Origin of the sequence: Cedecea sp. P7760, assembly GCF_013386425.1 — a bacterium.
GTDB lineage: Bacteria > Pseudomonadota > Gammaproteobacteria > Enterobacterales > Enterobacteriaceae > Cedecea > Cedecea selenatireducens.
In genome coordinates this window covers 1-382 of record NZ_JACARU010000044.1, presented here as the reverse complement: position 1 = coordinate 382, position 382 = coordinate 1, and the positions used below count along the sequence as shown (strand labels likewise).

Below are 382 nucleotides of genomic sequence, written 5' to 3'. Positions count from 1 at the left end.
CACACAGATTGTCTGATAGAAAACGAGCAGTAAAACCTTATAGGCTTGTAGCTCAGGTGGTTAGAGCGCACCCCTGATAAGGGTGAGGTCGGTGGTTCAAGTCCACTCAGGCCTACCAAATTTTCCCCTGTTCTGCGTTGCACCTCAGACTCGCATACTTAAGTATGCGTCGCTAAGTTGCGCCTTGACCAGATGAAAATTCACGGTAATAAAAGGTTTTACGAAATCGATGGGGCTATAGCTCAGCTGGGAGAGCGCCTGCCTTGCACGCAGGAGGTCAGCGGTTCGATCCCGCTTAGCTCCACCATCATTTCATGCACCAAAACTACTTCAGAGTGTACCGGCAACGGTGTGCTGCGAAGTATTTGCTCTTTAACAATCC

At 49.5% G+C, this 382-nt stretch carries 2 tRNA genes; both read left to right on the top strand.

The annotated features are described in order from the left end of the window. Positions 1-41 precede the first annotated feature (41 nt). Positions 42-118 (top strand) — tRNA-Ile (locus HX778_RS15475). A 113-nt stretch (positions 119-231) separates the two neighbouring features. After that, positions 232-307: transfer RNA gene (locus HX778_RS15470), tRNA-Ala, on the top strand. Positions 308-382: the final 75 nt, after the last annotated feature.